At 62.5% G+C, this 18,690-nt stretch carries 16 protein-coding genes; 9 read left to right on the top strand and 7 right to left on the bottom strand.

Features of this window, described 5'->3' with window-relative positions:
- The coding region (locus tag AC2FL1_RS08650) for a YeeE/YedE thiosulfate transporter family protein (RefSeq protein ID WP_496876644.1) at positions 1-327 on the top strand (327 nt) is incomplete at its 5' end.
- On the opposite strand, the gene AC2FL1_RS08645 is transcribed toward AC2FL1_RS08650, so the two are convergent.
- The 5 genes from AC2FL1_RS08645 to AC2FL1_RS08625 all read right to left on the bottom strand — a co-directional run bounded on the left by AC2FL1_RS08645 (position 263) and on the right by AC2FL1_RS08625 (position 6,735).
- Positions 263-1,543: a DUF3422 family protein gene (locus tag AC2FL1_RS08645; RefSeq protein ID WP_496876643.1), complete on the bottom strand. Its 1,281-nt coding sequence runs from the start codon at positions 1,541-1,543 to the stop codon at positions 263-265. The two genes, AC2FL1_RS08650 and AC2FL1_RS08645, sit on opposite strands and share 65 nt — an antisense overlap.
- Before the next feature lie 189 nt (positions 1,544-1,732).
- Positions 1,733-3,166, bottom strand: a complete 1,434-nt coding sequence (locus AC2FL1_RS08640; protein WP_234138934.1) for an NAD(P)(+) transhydrogenase (Re/Si-specific) subunit beta — start codon at positions 3,164-3,166, stop codon at positions 1,733-1,735.
- A 281-nt stretch (positions 3,167-3,447) separates the two neighbouring features.
- Positions 3,448-5,019, bottom strand: coding sequence for a Re/Si-specific NAD(P)(+) transhydrogenase subunit alpha (locus AC2FL1_RS08635; RefSeq protein WP_496876642.1), 1,572 nt, complete (start codon positions 5,017-5,019; stop codon positions 3,448-3,450).
- Positions 5,020-5,149: 130 nt separating this feature from the next.
- Positions 5,150-5,599, bottom strand: coding sequence for a methyltransferase family protein (locus AC2FL1_RS08630; protein ID WP_496876641.1), 450 nt, complete (start codon positions 5,597-5,599; stop codon positions 5,150-5,152).
- 188 nt (positions 5,600-5,787) lie between these two features.
- Complete coding sequence (locus AC2FL1_RS08625; RefSeq protein WP_496876640.1) at positions 5,788-6,735, bottom strand: MBL fold metallo-hydrolase; 948 nt, start codon at positions 6,733-6,735, stop codon at positions 5,788-5,790.
- Between the two features lie 120 nt (positions 6,736-6,855).
- On the opposite strand from AC2FL1_RS08625, the gene AC2FL1_RS08620 reads away from it, so the two are divergent.
- Positions 6,856-7,608, top strand: coding sequence for an SDR family NAD(P)-dependent oxidoreductase (locus AC2FL1_RS08620; protein ID WP_496876639.1), 753 nt, complete (start codon positions 6,856-6,858; stop codon positions 7,606-7,608).
- 227 nt (positions 7,609-7,835) lie between these two features.
- Positions 7,836-9,029, top strand: a complete 1,194-nt coding sequence (gene kynU, locus AC2FL1_RS08615; RefSeq protein WP_496876638.1) for a kynureninase — start codon at positions 7,836-7,838, stop codon at positions 9,027-9,029.
- A 7-nt stretch (positions 9,030-9,036) separates the two neighbouring features.
- Here kynU and AC2FL1_RS08610 read toward each other — a convergent pair whose 3' ends face one another.
- Positions 9,037-9,615 (bottom strand): TetR/AcrR family transcriptional regulator, encoded by a 579-nt coding sequence (locus AC2FL1_RS08610; protein WP_496876637.1) that lies wholly within the window; start codon positions 9,613-9,615, stop codon positions 9,037-9,039.
- A 112-nt stretch (positions 9,616-9,727) separates the two neighbouring features.
- Between AC2FL1_RS08610 and AC2FL1_RS08605 the strand changes: the two genes are divergently transcribed.
- The 3 genes from AC2FL1_RS08605 to AC2FL1_RS08595 all read left to right on the top strand — a co-directional run bounded on the left by AC2FL1_RS08605 (position 9,728) and on the right by AC2FL1_RS08595 (position 14,714).
- The gene (locus tag AC2FL1_RS08605) at positions 9,728-10,192 is read left to right on the top strand and encodes a (2Fe-2S)-binding protein (RefSeq protein WP_496876636.1); all 465 of its coding nucleotides are present in this window, start codon (positions 9,728-9,730) and stop codon (positions 10,190-10,192) included.
- A gap of 3 nt (positions 10,193-10,195) precedes the next feature.
- Positions 10,196-12,436 carry a xanthine dehydrogenase family protein molybdopterin-binding subunit gene (locus AC2FL1_RS08600; RefSeq protein ID WP_496876635.1) on the top strand — a complete coding sequence of 747 codons (2,241 nt, stop codon included), beginning with the start codon at positions 10,196-10,198 and terminating at the stop codon, positions 12,434-12,436.
- 199 nt (positions 12,437-12,635) lie between these two features.
- Positions 12,636-14,714 carry a Hint domain-containing protein gene (locus AC2FL1_RS08595; protein WP_496876634.1) on the top strand — a complete coding sequence of 693 codons (2,079 nt, stop codon included), beginning with the start codon at positions 12,636-12,638 and terminating at the stop codon, positions 14,712-14,714.
- Positions 14,715-15,019: 305 nt separating this feature from the next.
- On the opposite strand, the gene AC2FL1_RS08590 is transcribed toward AC2FL1_RS08595, so the two are convergent.
- Positions 15,020-15,661, bottom strand: a complete 642-nt coding sequence (locus tag AC2FL1_RS08590) for a TetR/AcrR family transcriptional regulator (RefSeq protein ID WP_496824599.1) — start codon at positions 15,659-15,661, stop codon at positions 15,020-15,022.
- A gap of 137 nt (positions 15,662-15,798) precedes the next feature.
- Between AC2FL1_RS08590 and dctP the strand changes: the two genes are divergently transcribed.
- The 3 genes from dctP (at position 15,799) to AC2FL1_RS08575 (ending at position 18,687) form a co-directional block, all read left to right on the top strand.
- Positions 15,799-16,785, top strand: a complete 987-nt coding sequence (dctP, locus tag AC2FL1_RS08585) for a TRAP transporter substrate-binding protein DctP (RefSeq protein WP_496824600.1) — start codon at positions 15,799-15,801, stop codon at positions 16,783-16,785.
- Positions 16,786-16,860: 75 nt separating this feature from the next.
- Positions 16,861-17,379 carry a TRAP transporter small permease gene (locus AC2FL1_RS08580; protein WP_496824602.1) on the top strand — a complete coding sequence of 173 codons (519 nt, stop codon included), beginning with the start codon at positions 16,861-16,863 and terminating at the stop codon, positions 17,377-17,379.
- A gap of 3 nt (positions 17,380-17,382) precedes the next feature.
- Entirely contained in the window at positions 17,383-18,687 is a 1,305-nt protein-coding gene (locus AC2FL1_RS08575) for a TRAP transporter large permease (RefSeq protein ID WP_496876633.1), read from the top strand.
- The last annotated feature ends 3 nt before the right edge of the window (positions 18,688-18,690 follow it).

Raw genomic sequence — 18,690 nt, 5'->3', positions numbered from 1 at the left:
TTCGGCACCGGGCTGGTGGGCGGCGTGCTGCTGGGTTCGCTGGCGGCGGCGCTGCTCTTTGGCAGCTTCCGCTGGCAGAGCTTTGATAGCCCGCGGCAGACCGGCCGCTATCTGGCCGGGGCCGCGCTGATGGGCATGGGCGGCGTGCTGGCGGGTGGCTGCACCCTGGGTGCCGGTCTGGCAGGAGTCCCCACGCTCAGCCTTGCCGCGCTGCTGGCGCTGGCCGCTATCGCGCTGGGTGCAAAACTGACCGATGCGGTGCTTAATGCAGCTTCTTCCGGATCCTCTGGATACCCAGCCACACCAAGCCAACAACCGGCAGAGTGACCAGCGCGATCAACGTCTTCTTGTCGATCCCGTACCACTCTGACAGCGGCAACAGGAAGGCCGAGACCAAAGAGACAGCATAATAGCTGACCGCGACCACAGACAGCCCCTCGACCGTGTGTTGCAGGCGCAAGGCAAGGTCGGCGCGGCGGTCCATGCTCTCCAGCAGCGCCTGGTTCTGGGCGCTGCGTTCCACATCCACGCGGGTGCGCAGCAGGTCACCGGCGCGGATCGCCCGGTCTGACAAACGCTTCAACCGTTGTTCGGTGGATTTCACCGTCCGCATCGCCGGTTCATAGCGACGCAGCATGAAATCGGCAAAGGTCTGGCGCCCGCCGAACCGCTCCTCTCGCAAAGAGGTGATGCGCTGCCCCACGATGGCCTCATAAGCTCCGGTGGCGCCCAGACGGAATTCGGCCCGCGCGGCCATGGTCTCCAGTTCGGCAGATGTGGACAGCAATTGCGGCAGCAATTCCTCGGCCGGGTGGTCGCCATCGGTCATCTTGACCATCAGCGCGGTCAGCGCGGCATCCAGTTCACCCAGCTTCGGCCCCAGCGCCTTGACCCGGGCAAAGCCAAGCATCGACATCGCCTTGTAGGTCTCGATCTCGCACAGGCGCTGGATGATGCGACCGATCCTGCGCTCGCCGGTGTCTGGTGCGACAAAGACGGCAAAGCGCATGTGGCCCGCCGGGTCGATGCGGAAATCGCCCGCAGCCACCGCGGCCCGGTCCAGCACATGCGCGGCGGCCAGGCTTTCAGGCACGAACCAGTCGGCCAACGCAGCGATGATGTCCGCCTCGGGCGGCTGTTCCTCGACCCTGAGAAGGGCCGAGGTCACCCGTTGGCCCGGCGCGGCGGCCAGCCAGTCAGGCGGGAAAACTTCAAAGTCGACCGGGTCGAAGGGACGCGCGCTGACACCCACCGCAAAGGCCGTATAGGTCACGAACTCGGTATGGCTTTCCCATTTCAGCCAGTGGCGCCCGATCTGGCCCGCATAGTGGGTCGCCCCCGGCTGTGGATGCGCCGCGCCATGCCGGTCGAGCAGGTCGATCAGATGCGCCCGGTCCGCCTCGCGGTCGCGCCCCACCGCCGCATCCGGCTGTTTCACTGCCAGATAGGCCACCGTGCAGGGCGCACGCGAAATGGGAAAGGGGCGCGCGTGCAACTCGTTGGCCAGCGCAAAGCGCAAGGGGTGGTCCTGAATGGGCGTCATTGGGGGGCTCCGGTTTCCGCGCACTATATCCGCTTACCAGCCAGCGGCAAATATTTATTTATTTCAGTTGGTTATGGGATACATTCGCATACATCCCACCGCTTGAGTGCAAAACCCGCCGCGCGACGAGGCCCGGAAACGAAAAGGGGCGCCGCATGGACGCCCCTTTCCCCAACTGTTTCAGCCGGATCAGTCGATCATCGGCAGCAGCTTGTCCAGCGACTGCTTGGCGTCGCCATAGAACATGCGCGTGTTCTCCTTGTAGAACAGCGGGTTCTCGATGCCGGAATAGCCGGTGCCCTGCCCACGCTTGGAGACAAACACCTGTTTCGCCTTCCAGCATTCCAGCACCGGCATGCCGGCGATGGGGCTGTTGGGGTCTTCCTGCGCGGCCGGGTTCACGATGTCGTTCGAACCGATCACGATGGCCACATCGGTATCGGGGAAGTCCTCGTTGATCTCGTCCATCTCCAGCACGATGTCATAGGGCACCTTGGCCTCGGCCAAGAGCACGTTCATGTGCCCGGGCAGACGGCCTGCCACCGGGTGGATGGCGAAACGCACGTTCTTGCCCTTGGCGCGCAGCTTGCGGGTCAGTTCGCTGACCGATTGCTGCGCCTGCGCCACCGCCATGCCGTAGCCGGGGATGATGATGACCGAGTCGGCATCGTTCAGCGCCGCCGCCACGCCCTCGGCGTCGATGGCGATCTGTTCGCCCTCGACCTCCATCGCCGGGCCCGAGGTGCCGCCAAAGCCGCCCAGGATCACCGAAATGAACGACCGGTTCATCGCCTTGCACATGATGTAGGACAGGATCGCACCGGACGAACCGACCAGCGCGCCGACGACGATCAACAGGTCATTGCCGAGGCTGAAACCGATGGCCGCCGCCGCCCAGCCCGAATAGCTGTTCAGCATCGACACCACCACCGGCATATCGGCGCCGCCGATACCCATGATCAGGTGATAGCCGATGAAAAGCGCCGCGATTGTCAGGATCAGAAGCGGGAAGAACCCACCCGAGTTCAGATACCAGATCAGGCAGATCAGTGACAGGATTGCCGCGCCAGCGTTCAGCGCATGACCACCCGGCAGTTTGGTCGCCGCCGAGGTCACCTTGCCCGAGAGCTTGCCATAGGCGATCACCGACCCGGTAAAGGTCACAGCCCCGATCCAGATGCCCAGCGCCGCCTCGACCCGCAGGATGTTGATTTCGACGGCGTCCTTTTTGGCAAGAAGCGCCGCAAAACCTTCCAGTGCCTTCTTTGCACTGTCATCCATGAGCAGAACGCGGCCCAGCTCGAAATGCGCATTGAAGCCCACGAACACGGCCGCCAGACCGACCAGGGCGTGCATGCCGGCCACAAGTTCCGGCATTTGGGTCATCTCGACCTTTGACGCCAGCTGAAAGCCGATCATGCCACCAAGCGCAACGAGGATGATCGACAACCACCACAGGCCCGCGCCAGGCCCGATCAGGGTGGCGAACACCGCCAGTCCCATGCCGACAATGCCGTACCAGACAGCGCGTTTGGCGCTTTCCTGGCCCGACAGGCCACCCAGCGAAAGGATGAAGAGAACAGCCGCGACGACATAGGCGGCAGTGGTGAATCCAAAGTCCATTACGCGCTCCTTACCAGTCCGAAGGCTTGTTAAACATGCTGTTTTCGATCTTTGCGGCGGTCCCGCAACCTCTACAGCTCGCTGATTTAACTTCCGGCCCACTACCAGTTTCGATTTGGTCAATATCGGCATCGAATTTTTGGGGGGTAGGAAGACTACTCCACCCAGATGACCCCCAATTCGATCCACTTTCGCGCGCAGAAATCACTTCATTTGCTCCGCAATCAGGACAGCTAAGCCTAAAATAGGTCCTATCTATTGTTCCCATGTGCCCAGCTCCTTTATGATTTCTGGAACATGGCGAGCATGCGCCGCGTCACGAGGAAGCCGCCGAAGATGTTGATCCCGGCCATGAAGACCGACAGACCGGCCAGCAGGATCACCAGGAACGACCCCGACCCGATCTGCATCAGCGCGCCCAGGATGATGATCGACGAAATGGCGTTGGTCACGGCCATCAGCGGCGTGTGCAGCGAATGCGAGACGTTCCAGATCACCTGGAAGCCCACGAACACCGCCAGCACGAAGACGATGAAATGCTGCATGAAGCTGGCCGGGGCCACCAGACCCACCAGCAGCAGCAACAGACCGCCCACGGTCAGCAGCGTCACCTGGTTCTTGGTCTGCGCCTTGAAGGCCGCAACCTCTTGCGCGCGCTTTTCCTCGGGGGTCAGCTCTTTCGGCTTTTCCTTGGACTTGGCCGCAATCGCCTGAACCTTGGGCGGCGGCGGCGGGAAGGTGATGTCCCCCTGATACGTCACCGTGGCGCCCCGTATCACGTCATCTTCCATGTTGTGGTTGATCTGGCCGTCCTTTTCGGGCGTCAGATCGGTCATCATGTGACGGATGTTGGTGGCATATAGCGTCGAAGCCTGCGCCGCCATGCGGCTGGGGAAATCGGTGTAACCGATGATGGTGACGCCGTTTTCGGTGACGATCTTCTCGTCCTTGACGGTCAGCTTGCAGTTGCCGCCCTTTTCCGCAGCCAGGTCCACGATGACCGAGCCGGGCTTCATCGCCGCGACCATATCCTCGGTCCACAGCTCCGGTGCCTCGCGGTTGGGGATCAGCGCGGTGGTGATGACGATGTCCATCTCGGGCGCCAGCTCGCGGAACTTGGCCAGCTGCGCGGCTGCGAATTCCGGGGACGAGACCGAGGCATAACCGCCGGTGGCGGCGCCATCCTGCTGCTCTTCCTCGAAATCGAGATAGACGAACTCGGCGCCCATCGATTCGACCTGTTCGGCCACTTCGGGCCGCACGTCGAACGCATAGGTGATCGCACCCAGCGAGGTCGAGGTGCCGATGGCGGCAAGACCGGCCACACCGGCACCCACGATCAGCACCTTGGCAGGGGGCACCTTGCCCGCCGCCGTCACCTGACCGGTGAAGAAGCGGCCAAAGTTGTTGCCCGCCTCGATCACCGCGCGGTAGCCCGCGATATTGGCCATCGACGACAGCGCGTCCATCTTCTGGGCGCGCGAAATACGCGGCACCATTTCCATGGCGATCACATTGGCGCCCTTTGACTTGGCCGCCGCCATCCCGTCTTCGTTCCCGGCCGGGTTGAAGAACGAGATCAGCGTCTTGCCCTTGCTCAGCCGCTTCAGCTCGGTGGCATCTGGCTGGCGCACCTTGGCGACGATATCGACCTCTTTCCACAGCGCCGCTGCGGTCTTGATGATCTCTACCCCGGCCGCCTCGTACAGCGCATCCGAGAAGCCCGCGGCCGCACCGGCCCCGCTCTCGATCGCGCAGTCATAGCCGAGCTTCTGCAACTGCACAGCAGAATCCGGCGTCATCGCGACGCGGTTCTCGCCCTCGAAAACTTCCTTTGGTGTGCCTATTTTCACCAGTCAGGTCCCCCTATTCGGCCCGGAAATCGGACGCGCCACAGTTAGGTTTGCAAAGCAAAGATGTATCTTGCGCAATTTTATTTCGCAAGCGCAGCATACGCGACGTTGGGTCCGAACCTGTCATGTCCTAAATCCAGCGCCGCGTTTTTTGTGTGTATCGGGCGAAATCCGCCCGGAATTGCCGTCGGAGGCGGTTCTCCTCAGGCACGATGAAGCGTTTTTCCAGCAGCCAGACAAAGACCGGCACCAGAACCAGCGACAGAACCGCGTCGAGATGCAGAATCACGCCGGCCAGAAGCAGCACATCGCCCAGGTAGATCGGGTTGCGGCTGCGCTTGTAGATGCCGCTCTGAACCATGGTCGAAGGGGCGCGATGCGGGATGATGGTGGTCCGGTGGCGGCGAAACTCGACCGCCGCCATCAGCATCAACAGCACCCCGCCCCCGATCAACAGACCGGCGATCAAGTCGCTCAGCCCACTGTCCAGCGACAGGCCGAAAGAGAAATAGCGCTGCTGGGCCCAGGCCACGGCAATGAATGCCGCCAGCCATATCGGCGGCAGGTCAATGCGATGCATGGCCGTTCCTTTCCGGGCACCCGCCCGAATATCCCCAAGCGCTCATGGCGCACCTCTACCCGGTTGCGACGGGATTTGCAAAAAAACCGACCCGCCTGCGACAATTAGGGAGGCAGCGGCGGCAGCCGTGCCACAACCAGGGCAGATATTCCCGAATTTAGGTCGGATCGGAACGATTGTTCCGCCTCTTACTCCCATTCCATCTCGGCAAAGACACGGCCCGCGTTCTTGGTGGCCAGTTCCTCGAACGTGTCCAGGTTGCGCCAGCGCTCCTGATCCACGTAATAGGCGCCCGCCAGGTCACCGCCCTCTTCGATATGGGCGCCGATCTTGGCCCGAAGGTCGGTCAGATAGTCGTAGGTATAGCGCCGCACCTGATCCAGATTGGTCGGATGCCCATGGCCGGGGATCACATAGGTGGGGGCCAGCGGCTCCATCCGGGTTTCCCAGGTCTCCAGCCAGCAACTGGTGCAGGTATGTTCAAAGATCGGCAGCATCCGCTCGTGAAAGGCGATGTCGCCCGCGATCAGGATCTTCCATTCAGGGATCCAGACCTGGATATCGCCCGGATCATGCGCCGGACCCATATGCATGACTTCAATCGCCACATCGCCCAGCGTCAGGTCATAGCGGTCCTCGAAGGTCAGGTTGGCGTGCTCCACCCGTGTACCCTCGGCCCGGTCGCGGTTGTAGTTCTCCATCCCCATCAGGATGAAATCGCCGTTCTGGGTGGTTTCCTCGACCGCATCCACATGGGCGAGAACATCGACCCCCAGATCGCGCCAATAGCTGTTGCCCAGCATGGCATGGCCCTGCCCGTTCTCGTTGATGACCAGAACCACGGGCTGATCGGTGACTTGCTTGATCTCTTCATGCAGCGCAGCGGCCAGCCGGGCCGAGGCCCCGGCATTGATCACCACCACCCCCTCATCCGTCACGATAAAGGAGAGGTTGTTGTTGTGGCCCGCATTCTCATAGGTCGGCGGCGCGGTGGCGCCGATGGCCGAGAAGACATGCGGGATGACCTCGACCGGTTTGGAGTAAAGCTCGGACTGCGGATACTGGTCGGCGATATCTTCGCTGGCCGCCGCCGCAGTGGCGGTGAGTATCAGCGTCGTGGCCAGAAATCGTGTCATGTCACTCTCCTCCCAATGAATCATTCATATGTTTGCATAGGACGGAACGGAACGATACGGAACCCCTTGTCACAGGGTGGCGCGCCGATAGGCTGATCCGGCGAACAGGGAGGACCCGCAATGCATCTGAACGGCAAACATGCGCTGGTGACCGGCGGCGGCACCGGCATCGGTCTGGCGATTGCGCGGGCGCTGGCCGCCGAGGGCGCCGAGGTCACCATCACCGGACGGCGGGCCGAGGTGCTGGAGCAGGTGGCGACCGAAGGGCTGCATCCGCTGGCGATGGACGTGCGCCACGAAGAGGAGGTTGTCACCGGCATCGCGCGCGCGGTCGCGGCGCGCGGCCCTGTGCAGATCTGCGTCGCAAATGCCGGGATCGCCGTCGGCAAGACCCTGCAAAAGACCGATATGGCATTCTGGCGCGATATCATGGCGACCAATCTCGATGGCGCCTTCCTGACCATCCGCGAAAGCCTGCGCTCGATGCTGGAAACCGACTGGGGCCGGGTGATCACCGTCGCCTCGATTGCCGGGCTGCGTGGCGCCCCCGGCGCGGGGGCCTACGCGGCCTCCAAACACGGCATGATCGGGCTGACCCGGACCTACTCGGAAGAGTTCATGGGAACCCCCTATACGTTCAACGCGCTCTGCCCCGGATATGTCGACACGCCGATCGTCGAACGCAATACCGCCTCGATCTCGCAACGCACCGGGATGGCGGCCGATGACGCCCTGCAACTGATGGTGAACCAGAACCGGCACAAGCGGCTGATCGCCCCCGAAGAGGTGGCCGCCGCCGCCCTGTGGCTGGTGCGCCCCGGTTCGCAGAGCATCAACGGCCAGTGCATCGAGATCGCCGGCGGTCAGACCTGAGCCGATATCGCATTTTGGCGCGGGCGGTTACGAAATCGGAATACCGCCCGCGCAGATCATTCTAACCGCTTGTTTTCAAAAACACCCCTTCGACGCAGGGCGGAACCGCCCCGCGCGCGCGCCCCCTTGCGCATGGGCTCATTCCCCAACAAAAGCTGGACAGACCGGGTGGCGATGCGTATCCCTGCCCTAGATGCTTTATGCTTAAAATATCCATGCGAGGACTCATGACCGACTTTGCCGCCACCAAGGCCATGTTCGACCTGCCCCAGGGGGTGCTCTATCTTGATGGCAACTCGCTGGGGCCGCTGCCGCGCGCCGCGGCGGCACGGGTCCAGCAGGCGGTGACCGACGAATGGGGCCAGATGCTGATCACCGGTTGGAACAAGGCCGGATGGATGGCGCAGCCCAGCGAGCTGGGCGACCGCATCGGCCGCTTGATTGGCGCCGAGCCGGGCCATGTGGTCACTGGCGATACCCTGTCGATCAAGGTCTATCAGGCGGTCGCCTCGGCGCTGGAGCTGAACCCGGGCCGCAAGGTGGTGCTGTCGGACAACGGCAACTTCCCCACCGACCTCTACATGGTCGAGGGGCTGCTGCGCTCGATGGGACCGGAATACGAGCTGCGCGTGGTCGCCCCCGAAGCGGTCGAAGACGCCATCACCGACGAAATCGCGGTGCTGATGCTGACCGAGGTCGATTACCGCACCGGGCGCAAGCATGACATGGCCGCGCTGACCGTGCGCGCCCATGCGGCGGGAGTATTGACGGTCTGGGATCTGGCCCATTCCGCCGGGGCGCTGCCGGTCGATCTGGCCGGATGCGGCGCCGATTTCGCGGTGGGCTGCACTTATAAATATCTTAACGGCGGCCCCGGCGCGCCCGCCTTCATCTATGTCGCTCCCCGCCATGCGGAGCAGGTGCGCCCGGCGCTGTCGGGCTGGCTGGGTCATCAGGCGCCGTTTGCCTTTGACCTCGACTATCGCCCCGGCGCCGGAATCGAGCGGATGCGGGTCGGCACCCCGCCGGTGATCCAGATGGCGGCACTGTCGGCGGCGCTGGATGTCTGGGACATGGCCGATATGGCCGACGTGCGCGCCAAATCCATTGAACTGACCGAGATGTTCATCGCCGGGGTCGAGGCTTCCTGCCCCGATCTGGAACTGGCCAGCCCGCGCGACCCCGCCCAGCGCGGCAGCCAGGTCTCGTTCCGCTTTGTCGATGGCTATGCCGCCATGCAGGCGCTGATCGCGCGTGGTGTGATCGGCGATTTCCGGGCGCCCGACATCATGCGGTTTGGCTTTACCCCGCTGTTCATCGACGAAGGCGATGTCGAGGCCGCCGTGGCGATCATCGCCGATGTGATGCAGAACCGGTTGTGGGACAAACCGGAATACAAGACCCGCGCCCGTGTGACCTGAGCGCGGATTACCCGCGCATCAGCCCGGCGCCGAGGATCTGCGCCAGTTGCGCGATGCGGGTCTGATAGGTCGCAAAATCGGGGGTCGTCATCTTGACCCCTTTCAGCGCGGCGGCGATGGTCGCCGCCACCTCGGGCGCCGGCCCCGACAGCATGACCCGCCCGGCGGTCGCCTCGCGCGAAAGCCAGTCGGCATAAAGCGCGCAAAGCCCGGCCTCGCCCGCCTCGACGATATCGGGCGCGGTCGAGCTGCCGGCATCCAGCAACTCCACCCCATGCGGGGAGTCGAGCAAGGCCATCACCGTTTGCCCATGGGCGGCAAAGGCACGTTCCAGCACTTCGGGCACAGCGCCGCCTGCGCCCAGCGCGGCGGCCACCGCCCCGGCGGTCAGGTCATAGCAATACTGGACCACGGCGCGAAAAATCGCCTCTTTGTTCTTGTAATACAGATAGACCGCTGGCCGCGACATGCGGGCACCACGGGCTATGTCGTCCATCGATGTCTTGCGGAACCCATAGGCGGCAAAGACCTGCCAGGCAGAGTCGAGGATCGCTTGTTGCTTGGGGTCGATAACGTCGTCTTTCATGTCCGACCTCTGACAGTTTTTCGCGATTTTGTCAATTGACACTCTGACAAATGGCACTAATTTTGTCAGAAGCTCATCTGACAGCCATCAGCACAGCAAAGCGAGGACCGACATGGCCACTTCCCTGACCGTCAACGGAGAAACGCATCGGGTCGACTTGCCCGATGACGTACCGCTCTTGTGGGTGCTGCGCGACGAGATCGGACTGACCGGTACCAAGTTCGGCTGTGGTGTCGCCGCCTGTGGCGCCTGTACCGTGCATATCGACGGCGAGGCGGTGCGCAGTTGCCAGGTATCGCTGGGCGATGTCTGGGGCGAGGTCACCACGATCGAAGGCACCGGCACGCCCGAGGCACTCTCGATCCTGCAACAATCCTGGGTCGAGCATCAGGTGGCGCAATGCGGCTATTGCCAGTCGGGCCAGATCATGCAGGCCGCCGCGCTGCTGGCAGAGACCCCCACCCCCAGCGACGCCGAGATCGACGAAGCGATGCAGGGCAACCTGTGCCGCTGCGGCACCTATCCCCGCATTCGCGCCGCCATCCACGGCGCCGCCGCCAAGCTGCAGGAGGTCTGATCCATGGCCCGCATTGGCAAGATTGTTCGCCGTACCTTTCTGATCGGCTCCGCCGCCATCGTCGGCGGCGTGGCCTTTGGTGTCTACAAGGTCCGACAGCCCGCTCCCAACCCGCTGAAGCCCGGCCCGGGCGAGGCCGCGCTCAACCCCTTTGTGCTGATCGACCAGCAGGGCGTGACCCTGTTTGCGCCGCGCGCCGAGATGGGTCAGGGCGTGATGACAACCTGGGCCGCGCTGATCGCCGAGGAACTGGACGTGATCCCCGATCAGGTGCGCGTGCTGCATGGCCCGGCGGCGGCGGCCTATTACAACAGCGCCCTGATGGGCGATGCCCTGCCCGGCAAGGGTTACGATACCTCAAACTTCCAGCACAGCCTGGGCGAGGCGCTGGGGGTGATCGGCAAGGTGCTGAGCCTTCAGGTCACCGGCGGTTCGACTTCGATGAAAGACGGGTTCGTGCGGATGCGCGAGGCCGGCGCCAGCGCCCGCGAGACCTTGAAACAGGCCGCTGCCAACCGGCTGGGCGTGGCGCGCGATGCTCTGCGGACCGAGGCGGGCGCGGTGATCGCCCCCGATGGCCGCCGCATCCCCTACCCTGACCTTGCCGAAGAGGCCGCTAAGCTCGACCCGGTCGAGGCGCCGCTGCGCGACCCATCGGAATGGCGCTATCTGGGCCGCACCCTGCCCCGGCTCGACATGGTGGCCAAATCCACAGGCACCGCCGAATTCGGGGTCGATGTGCGACTGCCGGGGATGAAATTCGCCAGCGTGCGGATGAACCCCAATCTGGGCGGCGGCATGAAAGGTTTTGACGACAGCGCCGCCCGCGCAATGCCCGGCGTGGAAAAGGTGGTCGATCTGGGCAGCGGTGTGGCGGTCATCGCCTCTAACACCTGGCTGGCGATGCAGGCGGTCGAGGCGATCGCGGTCGAGTGGGAGGCCGCGCCCTATCCGCCCGAAACCGACGCCATCTTTGCGCAGATTGCACGCGCATTTGACGACAGCCGAAACTCGACCATGCGCGACGACGGCGATGTCACCACCCTGCCCGAGGGCGCCACGGTGATCGAGGCAGAATACAGCGTCCCCTATCTGGCCCATGCCACGATGGAGCCGATGAACGGCACCGCGCTTTACACCGGCGAGCGGCTGGAATTCTGGGGCGGTAACCAGGCGCCGACGATCATGCAGAGCAAGATCGCCGAGACTGCGGGCCTTGAGACCGAGGCGGTCGAGGTGCACACCACCTATCTGGGCGGCGGTTTTGGCCGCAGGGCCGAGTTCGATTTCGGCCTGATCGCCACCCGTGTGGCGATGGCACTGCCCGGCGTACCCGTGCAGACCACCTGGAGCCGTGAAGAGGACATGCGCCACGATTTCTACCGCCCCGGCGCGCTGGCCCGGATGCGCGGCGCGGTCAAGGACGGCAAGGCGGTGATGATCGACGGGCGGCTGGCCACGCAATCCCCCTCGCGCCAGGCGATGGAGCGGATCACCGGTCTGCCCGGCGCCGGCCCCGACAAGGTGCTGGTCGAGGGGTTCTTCAACCAGCCCTATGCGGTACCCAATTACCGTATCAGCGGTCACATCGCCGATCTGACAGTTCCTGTCGGCTTCTGGCGCTCGGTCGGGAACAGTCATAACGGTTTTTTCCACGAGACCTTTGTCGACGAGATGGCCCATGCGGCCGGGCGCGACCCGCTGGAGTTCCGGCTGGAGCTGATGCGCGCCGAACACGCGCCCTCGGCCGGGTGTCTTGAGGCGGTGCGCGAAATGTCGGGCTGGACCGGCAAGACGCCCGAGGGCGTCGGGCGCGGCGTGGCCTTTACCTATAGTTTCGGAACATCGGTGGCGCAGGTCATCGAAGTGGTGGACGAAGGCGGCACCATCCGCATCGCGCGCGCCTGGATCGCCTGCGATATCGGTCTAGCGCTCGACCCTGAAACGGTGAAAGCGCAGATGTTCGGCGGCATGGTCTATGGCCTTTCGGCGGCGGCCCATGGCAAGATCACCTTTGCCGGCGGCGCGGTGGAACAGGGCAATTTCCCCGATTACGACGCCCTTCGCATGCACAACACGCCGCAGGTCGAGGTTCGCGTTCTGGAAACAAACCGCCATATGGGGGGCGCGGGCGAACCCGGCACGCCCCCCGCGATGCCCGCCCTGGGCAATGCCTTGTTCGATCTGACCGGCAAACGTGTGCGCAGCATGCCCTTTGCCGAGCATTTCAACCTGCTGGTCTGATCCGGCGGGCGGCCCGCATCCAGACGGATGTGGGCCGAACCCAACACAATTTTACCCAAATTTGTTTCCAGATCCGACAAAATCCGACCCCGGATTTGCCATGCCCCCTCTCTATTCCAGACGTTGGCGGCAAAGGTTTCGACCCAGCCGCAGCATGAACAAGGAACAGGCGGCCCCAGGCCGCGATTGAGGTGAACCCATGCCCAGCGGCTATCTCGTCACGCTCGGAGCCGATCAGGACCTGTCGCTTGCCGCCAGCATCGGCGGTGCGCTGGTCAACTTCACCACCGCCCAACTGATCGGCACCGGCGAATGGGCCTGGACGGGGTCAGTCGGTAGCACCTCGTACAACAACGAACTGGAAACCGGCCAGTATTACCTGGCCACGGACGGGAACCTGTATTTCGTGCCCGACCTGGGACCGGTCGGCACATTGTCCGGCGCCGAGGCAGTGGCAGCCCCCTATTTCTCGCCATTCAACAAGGTTCAGGGCACGACCAACGACGACCTGATCGACGATACTTATGTCGACAACAACGGTAACTCGGTCGACAGCGGCGAGGGAACCGGCCCCGACGGCAATGGCGATCAGGTCTTTGCCTCCAAGGGTAACGACACCGTCGATGCGGGCCTCGGGAACGATATCGTCTATGGGGGCAGCGGCGATGATGACATCCAGGGCGGCGACGGCGATGACCTGCTTTATGGTGACGGTCAGGCTGGCAGCACCGAATCCCTGAACTGGTTCGCCGAAGGCACCGACGGCAGCGACCTTTCGGCCGGTTTCACGCAGGCGACCGGGCGTATGAACGTGTCGGTCAGCTTTACCGATGATGGTAACAACAGCCCGGTTTTCGAGGTCGATACCGGTGAGGAAAGCTATGTCCGCAGCGGCGAGACGCAGTCCGAGTTCTCTTCTCTCTATCTTGCGGGACAAGGCCGCGGAGCAACCGCGACGGCCCGGATAGAGTTTGCGGCCCGTACCGATTTCGATGTCGAAAACGAAGTCGAGAACGTGATGTTCCGCATCAACGACATTGACTGGGCCAACCGCAATCACCGCGACATTCTCGAGGTCAATGCATATGACGCCAACGGCAATCCGGTTGCCGTCACCCTTACCCCTACCGGCGCGGGCACCAGCCCCGACACTGTCTCGGGCAATACGATTACTGCCGGAAGCCAGTCCGACAGCGCCCTGGACGAATCCGGGTCCGTCCTCGTCGAGATTGCCGGACCGGTTCAAGCGATCGAGATCGTCTACTCAAACACACTCAACGGAACTCAGGCCGTTTGGGTCAGTGACGTCTACTTCGACACGCGCGTCCCACAGGACGGCAACGACACGATCGACGGCGGCAGCGGCGATGACACGCTTTCGGGCCAGGGTGGTGACGATCTTCTGCTTGGCAATACCGGTTCCGATCAGGTGTTCGGCGGCGATGGCAACGATACCATCGAAGCCGCACAGGGAGACGCAGCCGAAGGCGGTGCGGGCGATGACCTTTTCATCCTCACCGAGCTTGGCGAAGCGGGCAGCGGCACCATCTCGATCATCGGGAACGAGGAGGACGAGATCAATGGCGACACGCTTGACCTTGGAGGCGTCGCCGACCGTAACACCCTGAACCTGACCACCAACCTGCCCGGCGAACTGGCCGGCACGGTTGAACTGACCGACGGCACGCTGGTCACCTTCTCGAACATCGAGAATATCATCTGCTTTACTCCCGGAACGCTGATCGCCACCGCCCACGGCCCGCGTGCGATCGAAACGCTGCGTCCGGGTGACCTGATCGTCACCCGCGACAACGGCCTGCAACCGCTGCGCTGGACCGGGAGCCGCACCGTGGCCGCCAAGGGCAAACACGCCCCGATCCAACTGGACCCGACCCTGTTGCAGGGTGCCAGCGCCCCGCTGCTGGTGTCGCCCCAGCACCGGATGCTGTGGACGGGATCGCGGGCCCAGATGTATTTCGGCGAGAGCGAGGTTCTGGTGGCCGCAACCCACCTGCTGAGCAGCCCGGCAGCACGCCGGATCGAAGGCGGCAACGTCACCTATATGCATCTGATGCTGGACCGGCACGAGGTGATCTATGCCAACGATGCCGCGACCGAGAGCTTCTTTCCCGGCGACGAGGGTCTGGGCGCGCTCAGCGACCGGTCCCGGCAGGAAGTGTTCGACCTGTTCCCCGAACTCCGCAGCCACGCCGGTGCTTTTGGCGATACCGCGCGGCTCTGCCTCAAGGCGCATGAGGCGCGCATTCTGGCGGCGTGAGCGGCGATGCGCTGCGCAATCCGGCAAACAAAGTTCAGAGCAGCAGCCAACCGCAGGGCGTGCACTCTATCAGCTTCGCAAACGGGCTGAGGCTGCCGTCCGGCGGTGGTTGTTCTTGCTGCGGGTGACGCCATAACCGAACGACAGTGCCGACAACCTGACAATACCAGCCGAGCTACAGGCATTGGCACCTACGGACCTCTCGGTGCCTTTGGCGGGTGGATTGCTCGGGTGCTGTCGCTAGCCACACCCACACGGCGGGCCCATTACGTCCTTTTGCGCTGCGAAACCGAAATGCCTGGCGCTCAGGTTTCGCTGTCCCTGGCTGCAAAATGTTTTGAAACGGCCTCAGCTGTCTGCAAGCCAAGAAGGTCGGCCCTGTCGGCCAGGACCTCGGCATAGTAGGGAATGTTCAATAGCCGTTCTTCCCTTGGCTCAGACACCTGCATCGCATTGTAGCCGGTCTGATGGAAATAGGTGACATAGGCTCGAACCTGCGCGGCCCGACCAGTGAATCCCATTGCCAGAAATACCTGATGCAGTTGCTGGATCCTGAGCGTCTCGATTTCTTTCAGCACTTCGGCCGTCCGCTTTGAGCTATGTGCCCAGTCCCGGATCGCGTTGTCATACTGGGGTATGTATTCCTCCTCTTTCAGCAACACGCCGACATAAGCGAGGTACTGCTCCCAACCGTCATCGCCCGCGGCCTCGATCGCTCTTGTGAACGGTGCAGTATTGCGTTGTGCCCAGTCCTGCCGAACGTCTTCCAGAAGCTCTTCGAGGTTGGCGAATTGCCAATAGAAGGCCCCGGTTGTTGCGCCCAACTCTTCTGCAAGTTGGCGCAGACTGATACCGGCGATGCCCTTTTCTATCAGCATCTTGCGCGCAGCCGCGATCCAGCTTGCCTTGTCTAGGTTCCTGTCTTTCCTGGGTTTTCGCTCCGCCATGCCAGCTCCTGTTGCCGGACCTGGGGGCGCCCGGAGAAATTCATTGACTCAACTACAGGACATAACGCATGTTATGCAACATACGTAACACTTGTTATGTAGAAGCGCAGTAGAACAACCCAACAAGGAGGATTGAGATGTTTCGAAGCTTTTTTTCGGCTGTCGTGTTCGGAACGGCGCTGGCCGCAACGGCCGCCTCGGCGGAAATCGAACTGAAATTTGCTACCGATTCCGGAGACCGCGGATCTCCCTCGGGCGTCGCTCTTGCCGCCTGGGCGAATGCCGTCAAGGAAGGTTCCAACGGTGAGATCGACGTCAAGATCTTCTACCAGAATGAACTCGGCGGCCAGCTTGAGGTGTTCGATCTGTTCGTCGCCGGCGAAGTCAATGCCATGATTTCATGGCCCTCGACCTCATATGACAAGCGGATCGGTATCCTGAACACCCCTTACATGGTCACCTCTTGGGAAGAGGCGCTGGACGCCTACAAGCCCGGCGGTTGGGCCAATGGCGTGCTGAACACGGTGTTCAACGACATCGGGCTGAAGTATTTCGGCGCCTGGCCCGAAGGTTTCAGCGGTGTCGCAACCCGCGGCGCCTATGCCACCGATGTCGCCGGTGCGGCGAACATCAAGGTGCGGACGCCGCCGCTGTTCCCCTTCCCGCAGATTCTGGAATCGATGGGCTACCAGACCGCCGCGATCGACTGGGGCGAAGTATACACCTCGATCCAGACCGGTGTGGTCGACGGTGACGCAGGCAACGTGATCTACTGGGACTACGAATATTTCCGCGACGTGCTGGACTACTATGTCCGCACGAAACACACCTTTGTCACCGGAAACCTGCTGGTCAATCTCGAGACCTACGAGGGCCTCTCGGACGAACACAAGAAGCTGATCGAAGACGCCGCTGTCGCCGTTATGGAGGCGCGTTTCAAGGCCGCCCGTGACGAAGACCAGCACTATGTCGATCTGGCCGTCCAGTCGGGCATGGAATACTTCGAACTCACGGACGAGCAGATTGCGCCGCTCGCCGAGAAGGTTCGTGCCGAAGTCTGGCCGCAAATGGAACCCGATGTCGGCAAGGATATCATGGACCTGATCCGCGCCCAGGTGAACTGACCTGCACCGTGGCCGGGATCTGACGGTTCCGGCCCCCCTCCTATCAAACATGCTGCGAACCGGGAGTAACGCGACATGGTCGACCTTCTCAGAAAGCTCGATGCCGGGCTGATCGGCATTCTCAATCTCATCGTGATTGTGACAAGTCTCGCGATCACCGGGCTGATCCTGTTTCTTGTTCTCGCCCGTTTCGTGCTTGGCTGGTCGGTCGTGGGCGTGCTGGAGCTCGCCACCCTGTCGGCAATGTGGCTTTACATGTGCGGGGCCGTCGTCGCGGCCCGCAATCACGAACATCTGGTGGTCGATTTCCTTGCCCTGTCTTTGAAAACTCCAAAGCACAAGGCCCTGCACACCTTTGCCGTATCCGTGATCATGGTCGTGTTGAGCCTGTTCTTTCTCAGCCTGGCCAATGATATGGTCGCCTGGTCGATCAAGCGGCCGCAAACCACCGCCGCTCTCAGCATTCCTCTCATCGTTCCACAGTCTGCGGTCGTCCTCGCTGCCGTACTCTGTGCTGTCTATGCCGTCCGGGACGCCATCGTCGCCGCTGCTGCCGTTTTTGGCAAAACCGATCAAGAAACAGGAGAGGTCTGAACCATGGAAGCTCTTTTTGGTATCTTGCTTCTGATGGCCCTGATGATCTTCGGGGTACCGGTTGCCTGGTCTTTCGCGGGTGTCCTGATGTTTCTGGTCTGGGCCTATGACGTCAGCACGTCGACATTGCTTTTGCAGGGGTTCCGGTCGCTCGACTCGGTCATCCTGCTGGCTCTCCCTCTATTTGTTCTGGCTGGCTATCTGATGCAAAGCGGCGGGGTTGCCGCACGGTTGATCAGCTTCATGGCCATGGCGATGCGGGGCCGCAAGGGGGGCCTGGGTGCAGCCCTGATCGGATCCTCCGGAGTATTCGGTGCGATTTCAGGAACGGCGACCGCCGCCGTTGCCTCGATCGGCACCATCATGGGAGATCCGCTGGCAGCTCGCGGCTATCCCCGTGGTTACACCAGCGCCCTGCTTGGCGTGTCCTCGCTTCTGGGCATCCTGATCCCGCCGTCGATCACCCTCATCCTTTTCGGCGTTGTCACCCGACAGTCCATCACCGCCCTCTTTGCGGCGACGATTGTGCCAGGTCTGCTGCTGATGTTCGGCCTGATGCTCTTCAACAAGATCCTGACCGCACGAATGCTGGTCGACACGCCGGAACGCATGGCAGCGATTTCGGCTCAGAAGTCACCCCATGGCCCGCTGCGCGCCACACTTCAGGCTCTTCCTGCCTTGATGATGCCGGTGGTCATTCTGGGCGGCATCTATGGCGGCGTGTTCACCCCGACCGAAGCCGCAGCGGTTGCCTTGTTCATGGCGATCCTGATCGGCTTCTTCATCTACCGCGATCTTACCTTGTCGCGCTTCCGTCAAAGCCTGGTCGAAGCCGGCGAAACGACGGGCACGATCATTCTTATCCTGCTGTTTTCCTTCATGATCGGACGCATCATGGTGGCCGAAAGCGTGCCGCAGGAACTGACCGAAGCCGTCACACACCTGACAGAGAACAAGATCCTGATCCTCTTGCTGGTCAACGCATTCCTGATCTTCGTCGGCATGATCATGGACGACCTGTCAGTGACCGTGGTGATCGCGCCGCTGATGATGCCCCTGATGGTGCATCATGGTGTCGACCCGGTCCACTATGCCTCTATCGTGGCCTGTTCGGTGGTGATCGGTGCCAACAGCCCGCCGGTCGCCCCGATCCTTTACATGGCCTGCCGCATCGGCAAGGTTTCGATTCATGAAGCGGTCAAGCCAGCCTTGCAAATCATCTTCTACGTGGCACTTCCCGTGATGCTTCTGGTTACGTTTTTTCCAGAGTTGTCGCTTTTTGTCCCGCGACTGTTGGGCTTGCACTGAGAA

The organism is Ruegeria sp. YKSF070 (genome assembly GCF_059612725.1).
This window is presented reverse-complemented; position numbering and strand designations above follow the sequence as displayed.

What these genes read in the sequence shown, in the direction of transcription:
- AC2FL1_RS08645 (WP_496876643.1), bottom strand. Translation starts at nt 1,543, where the DNA reads ATGACGCCCATTCAGGACCACCCCTTGCGCTTTGCGCTGGCCAACGAG.
- AC2FL1_RS08625 (WP_496876640.1), bottom strand. Translation starts at nt 6,735, where the DNA reads ATGACACGATTTCTGGCCACGACGCTGATACTCACCGCCACTGCGGCG.
- AC2FL1_RS08580 (WP_496824602.1), top strand. Translation starts at nt 16,861, where the DNA reads ATGGTCGACCTTCTCAGAAAGCTCGATGCCGGGCTGATCGGCATTCTC.
- AC2FL1_RS08610 (WP_496876637.1), bottom strand. Translation starts at nt 9,615, where the DNA reads ATGAAAGACGACGTTATCGACCCCAAGCAACAAGCGATCCTCGACTCT.
- AC2FL1_RS08590 (WP_496824599.1), bottom strand. Translation starts at nt 15,661, where the DNA reads ATGGCGGAGCGAAAACCCAGGAAAGACAGGAACCTAGACAAGGCAAGC.
- AC2FL1_RS08600 (WP_496876635.1), top strand. Translation starts at nt 10,196, where the DNA reads ATGGCCCGCATTGGCAAGATTGTTCGCCGTACCTTTCTGATCGGCTCC.
- dctP (WP_496824600.1), top strand. Translation starts at nt 15,799, where the DNA reads ATGTTTCGAAGCTTTTTTTCGGCTGTCGTGTTCGGAACGGCGCTGGCC.
- AC2FL1_RS08605 (WP_496876636.1), top strand. Translation starts at nt 9,728, where the DNA reads ATGGCCACTTCCCTGACCGTCAACGGAGAAACGCATCGGGTCGACTTG.
- kynU (WP_496876638.1), top strand. Translation starts at nt 7,836, where the DNA reads ATGACCGACTTTGCCGCCACCAAGGCCATGTTCGACCTGCCCCAGGGG.
- AC2FL1_RS08640 (WP_234138934.1), bottom strand. Translation starts at nt 3,166, where the DNA reads ATGGACTTTGGATTCACCACTGCCGCCTATGTCGTCGCGGCTGTTCTC.
- AC2FL1_RS08620 (WP_496876639.1), top strand. Translation starts at nt 6,856, where the DNA reads ATGCATCTGAACGGCAAACATGCGCTGGTGACCGGCGGCGGCACCGGC.
- AC2FL1_RS08595 (WP_496876634.1), top strand. Translation starts at nt 12,636, where the DNA reads ATGCCCAGCGGCTATCTCGTCACGCTCGGAGCCGATCAGGACCTGTCG.
- AC2FL1_RS08630 (WP_496876641.1), bottom strand. Translation starts at nt 5,599, where the DNA reads ATGCATCGCATTGACCTGCCGCCGATATGGCTGGCGGCATTCATTGCC.
- AC2FL1_RS08575 (WP_496876633.1), top strand. Translation starts at nt 17,383, where the DNA reads ATGGAAGCTCTTTTTGGTATCTTGCTTCTGATGGCCCTGATGATCTTC.